We start from the raw sequence: 4,101 nt of genomic DNA on the forward strand, positions 1-4,101 counted from the left end.
TTTTAGCGATCGCTGGTTTTTGATCCTACCTCACCAAATCGCGTTGCTCCCATCTTCTATAGGTACAGCAGGCTTAAAAGGATCATCATAGTGAATAACCGTTTCCCGTAAAGGATAAGGATTAGATTCTAAAGGTTGGGGAAAACGTTCTAAAACAATGATTTCTACTGCTTCACCTGCTTGAAAGGGTAAATCCTCAAGAATCAAGGTTCCGTTTTTAATTAACTTTGTTTCAATTCGGTGTGCTTTCATAGTTACTCTGCTAGTTATGAATCTAATAAATGAGTAAATAATTTCATTTGTCGTAATCCTTCCTCACGCCAGTTATTATTATTCTCTCCTTCTTCTAAGTTAAATAATCTTTCTCTACAGAGAATCTGTAACAACAGAGGCCAGCAGCAACTTTGTGTCAAAATCCATTCCACATCTTCCTCAGTGAAGGGAATGGGCGAACTTGCTATCAATTCTCGCGCTTCTGTCTCAGTTAATGCTTCCAGATGTGCGGTGTAGCCGAAAATATTGAAAAAGGGTGAACTGTGTCCTGTATTATGTGCTAGTTCAATTGGTGATTCAGGGGTAGCTAAGATAAATGCCAGATTTCCGCCTGTGTGGTTAGTCGCCAAAGACCGCAAACTCTCCCAAAAGCCATCATCTAATTCTGGACAACGTTGCAAGCCAACACTAATCTCATCCAATAAGATGACTGTGGGAGAACACAAATTATCGCTGACTACATCCATGAAATGATCTAAATCACAAGGTGTAGGCACTTGCATCTTCAGTGATTCTAGGATGTACTTTAGCAGTCCTTCTCGGCTTTGCATTCGTGCGTCTTGCAAGTCTACAAAAATCCAACAGTAATTTTCTGGATGCGGTAGCCAGTCAGATTTTTGCTCAGGACGCAGTTGTTCTACTGGGGTGGTGGTGATATTTTTTAAGTAGTGCACCAGGGATGTTTTGCCACTACGCTTTTTGCCGATAATGGCGGCGTTTTGTAGGGGATGGCGTTTGAGTAAGTTGAAGAGGCGTTTTAATTCTTTCTCTCGTCCAAAAAAGTAACGCGGCTGGGTGATGGGTGCGCCAGTGATGAAGGGTGATGCTTCCCCGTTAGTTGGCTGAGGTTTATTTGGCTGAGTTTCTGGTTCTTTGTATGCAATGTCTTGCCACTCTAACCCCAGTTTTTTGCTAAGTTCTACAAAATTTAGATAGTCAACAGGTTTACCAGTGAGAAAGCTTTTGACTGTAGAGAGAGAAAATCCTGTGTCAGTAGCCAAAGACTGCTGGCTAGGATAGCCGTTACGCTGAGGTGCTGACTTGACTTTTTCAATATACTCTGGGGCTACTCGGAGCGATCGCGCCATCATTCCTCAGGGAGAATCTGCTGTGAGTATATCAGGTTTTTATACTAGCTAAATAGCCTTGCTGTTGAGCGCTAACCTCTTGCACTCTACTAAATTAGAGTCATCCTGAACTTAACCGATAATCAACTAATAACTCGTCTAATCGGTGACTATTTCTCAACTCCGTTCTCAGCCAGCACCAAGTTGTAATAGAAATGTAAGGAATTAAGGGCTTTGAAAATGAAACGAGAACTGGGAATTCTGCAAATTATCTTATCACTTTGCGGAGTGATGATGTTTGGTACAGTAACTTACGCCGCTATTAATATGGTAAATGGTCAATACCAAGTTGAAATAGCGCTGAATACTAAGGGACTCATCATTAAGTCAGATATTGACAAAAGGCAATGCAAAGCAGTAGAAAATATTGCCCAAAAGCAGGAAAGCACAAATTCCAACCAAAAGACGATTAATTAAGAGTAAAAATTAGTGATGAGTTAGAATCAATAACTTCTAATTCATTGTGGACGAGTCTTTAATACTCGTGAACGAGTCTTTGATACTCGTGAACGAGTCTTTGATACTCGTGAACGAGTCTTTGATACTCGTGAATGAGTCTTTGATACTCGTGAATGAGTCTTTGATACTCGTGAATGAGTCTTTAATACTCGTGAACGAGTTTTTGAGGCTCATAGTTTTTTTAGCGAACCCCAAAGAACGCATAGACACGTTCGTGGAGCGTTCCCGCAGGATATAAATATAGGATAGTTTGTCATTGCGTTCACCCTTGGCGTTTCCGTAGGGTACGAAGTGAAGCAATCTCAGTGTTTGCGATTGCTTCATTCCACTGCATTACGTTCGCAATGACATTTTATATTTAATTTCCTACAGCTACTTTTAAATTAAGCTCAGAAAAACGGTGCTTTAGCCAAAGACTAAAACTTTTGTACAGACGCGATTAATCGCGTCTCTACTCCTACTCTTGTACAGACGCGATTAATCGCGTCTCTACTCCTACTCTTGTACAGACGCGATTAATCGCATCTCTAATTTTTACAGCGCACAACTCAACTCGCCGGCTTTTTGACTGAAGCGGTGATTCTCCCGATAATCTACGGGACAATCTATCACGGCGGGTACATTTTGAGCGAGGGCTTCTTTCAAAGTGGGAATCAAATCTAAAGCTGATTCAACTCGGTAACCTTTTAAACCCATGCTTTCGGCAAATTTGACAAAATCAGGATTGCTAAAATGCACAAAAGATGAATTTCCTTTGCCAAATTGATTTTCTTGCTTCCACTCAATTAATCCATAGCCACCATCATTGAAAATTATGGTGACAAAGGGCGTACCGACACGCAAGGCTGTTTCTAATTCCTGAGAATTCATCATAAAGCCGCCATCCCCTGTTACAGCAACGACTTTGCGCTTAGGATGAACGAGTTTTGCTGCTAAAGCGCCAGGAATGGCAATACCCATAGCCGCGAAGCCGTTGGAAATTATGCAAGTATTGGGACTATGGCAATGATAATGACGAGCCATCCACATTTTATGTGCGCCAACATCAGAGATGACGATATCATCTGGGCCCATCACTTGCCGTAAGTCATAAATTAACTTTTGCGGCTTGATAGGAAATCCGTCATCATAGGCATACTGTTCGTAATCAGCCCGAATCTCTGACCTTAAGCTAATAGCAAAAGGATCGGGTTTGCCTTGTCTATCTGCTAATTTTAAAATTTCATAGAGGGAATCGGAAATATCTCCCACAACTTCGGCGTTGGGAATATAACTACTATCAATTTCTGCCGGATTTACCCCAATATGCACAATGGGAATTTCACCATTGCGATTCCATTTCTTCGGGGAAAACTCAATCAAATCATAGCCGATCGCAATTACTAAATCTGTGTTATCAAAGGCACAGGTAATAAAATCTCTTTGCTGTAATCCCACTGACCATAAAGCTAATTGATGTGTGTAGGGAATTACGCCTTTACCCATAAAAGTATTGGCAACAGGTATATTCAACAAGGTGGCAAATTGTGTGACTGCATCACTTGCATGAGCGCGAATTGCCCCATTTCCTACTAAGATTAATGGATTAACTGCTTGGCAAATTGCAGCTGCTGCTGCCCGAATGCTAGCAAAAGATGCATAGCTTTTTTCGCTATTATCCTTACGCAAAGGTTTGCCTTCCACGGGCATGGCAGCAATATTTTCTGGTAAATCGATGTGAACTGCACCAGGTTTTTCTGATTGCGATCGCTTAAATGCTTTCCGTACTACTTCTGGTGTAATACTCGGTCGCACTATCTGCTTATTCCACTTGGTAACAGGTGCAAACATTGCCACCAAATCTAAATATTGATGGGATTCAATATGCATTCTATCTGTTCCCACTTGACCAGTAATCGCCACTAAAGGCGCACCATCGAGGTTAGCATCTGCTACCCCAGTCATCAAGTTGGTTGCCCCAGGGCCAAGAGTAGAAAGACACACTCCAGCTTTTCCTGTCAGGCGTCCGTAGACATCCGCCATGAATGCTGCACCCTGTTCATGACGAGTTGTAATAAATTTAATCGAAGAATGTTTTAACGCTTCCAATACGTGCAGGTTTTCTTCGCCAGGGAGTCCAAAAATATATTGCACTCCTTCATTTTCTAGGCACTGCACCAATAATTCTGCTGTATTCATTTTATTTCCTAACTAGCAACGAATAAGACTGGGGACTGGAGAATGGGGACTGGGGACTAGGGAC

4 protein-coding genes are annotated in these 4,101 nt (G+C 41.8%); 1 reads left to right on the plus strand and 3 read right to left on the minus strand.

Going from position 1 to position 4,101, the window contains the following annotated elements; all coding sequences use genetic code 11:
* Window positions 1-30 precede the first annotated feature (30 nt).
* Together ACFE90_RS36785 and ACFE90_RS36790 are read right to left on the minus strand one after the other, a co-directional pair.
* Complete coding sequence (locus ACFE90_RS36785; RefSeq protein WP_375507174.1) at window positions 31-252, minus strand: hypothetical protein; 222 nt, start codon at window positions 250-252, stop codon at window positions 31-33.
* A 14-nt stretch (window positions 253-266) separates the two neighbouring features.
* Window positions 267-1,364, minus strand: coding sequence for an ATP-binding protein (locus ACFE90_RS36790; protein ID WP_375507175.1), 1,098 nt, complete (start codon window positions 1,362-1,364; stop codon window positions 267-269).
* Between the two features lie 216 nt (window positions 1,365-1,580).
* On the opposite strand from ACFE90_RS36790, the gene ACFE90_RS36795 reads away from it, so the two are divergent.
* Window positions 1,581-1,817: a hypothetical protein gene (locus tag ACFE90_RS36795; protein ID WP_375507176.1), complete on the plus strand. Its 237-nt coding sequence runs from the start codon at window positions 1,581-1,583 to the stop codon at window positions 1,815-1,817.
* 576 nt (window positions 1,818-2,393) lie between these two features.
* Here ACFE90_RS36795 and ACFE90_RS36800 read toward each other — a convergent pair.
* Window positions 2,394-4,037 carry an acetolactate synthase large subunit gene (locus ACFE90_RS36800; protein WP_375507177.1) on the minus strand — a complete coding sequence of 548 codons (1,644 nt, stop codon included), beginning with the start codon at window positions 4,035-4,037 and terminating at the stop codon, window positions 2,394-2,396.
* Window positions 4,038-4,101 lie beyond the last annotated feature (64 nt).

The organism is uncultured Nostoc sp. (genome assembly GCF_964245445.1).
Lineage (GTDB): Bacteria > Cyanobacteriota > Cyanobacteriia > Cyanobacteriales > Nostocaceae > Nostoc.

Coding starts and splice junctions, on each gene's coding strand:
- ACFE90_RS36785 (WP_375507174.1), bottom strand. CDS start 252: ATGAAAGCACACCGAATTGAAACAAAGTTAATTAAAAACGGAACCTTG.
- ACFE90_RS36795 (WP_375507176.1), top strand. CDS start 1,581: ATGAAACGAGAACTGGGAATTCTGCAAATTATCTTATCACTTTGCGGA.
- ACFE90_RS36800 (WP_375507177.1), bottom strand. CDS start 4,037: ATGAATACAGCAGAATTATTGGTGCAGTGCCTAGAAAATGAAGGAGTG.
- ACFE90_RS36790 (WP_375507175.1), bottom strand. CDS start 1,364: ATGATGGCGCGATCGCTCCGAGTAGCCCCAGAGTATATTGAAAAAGTC.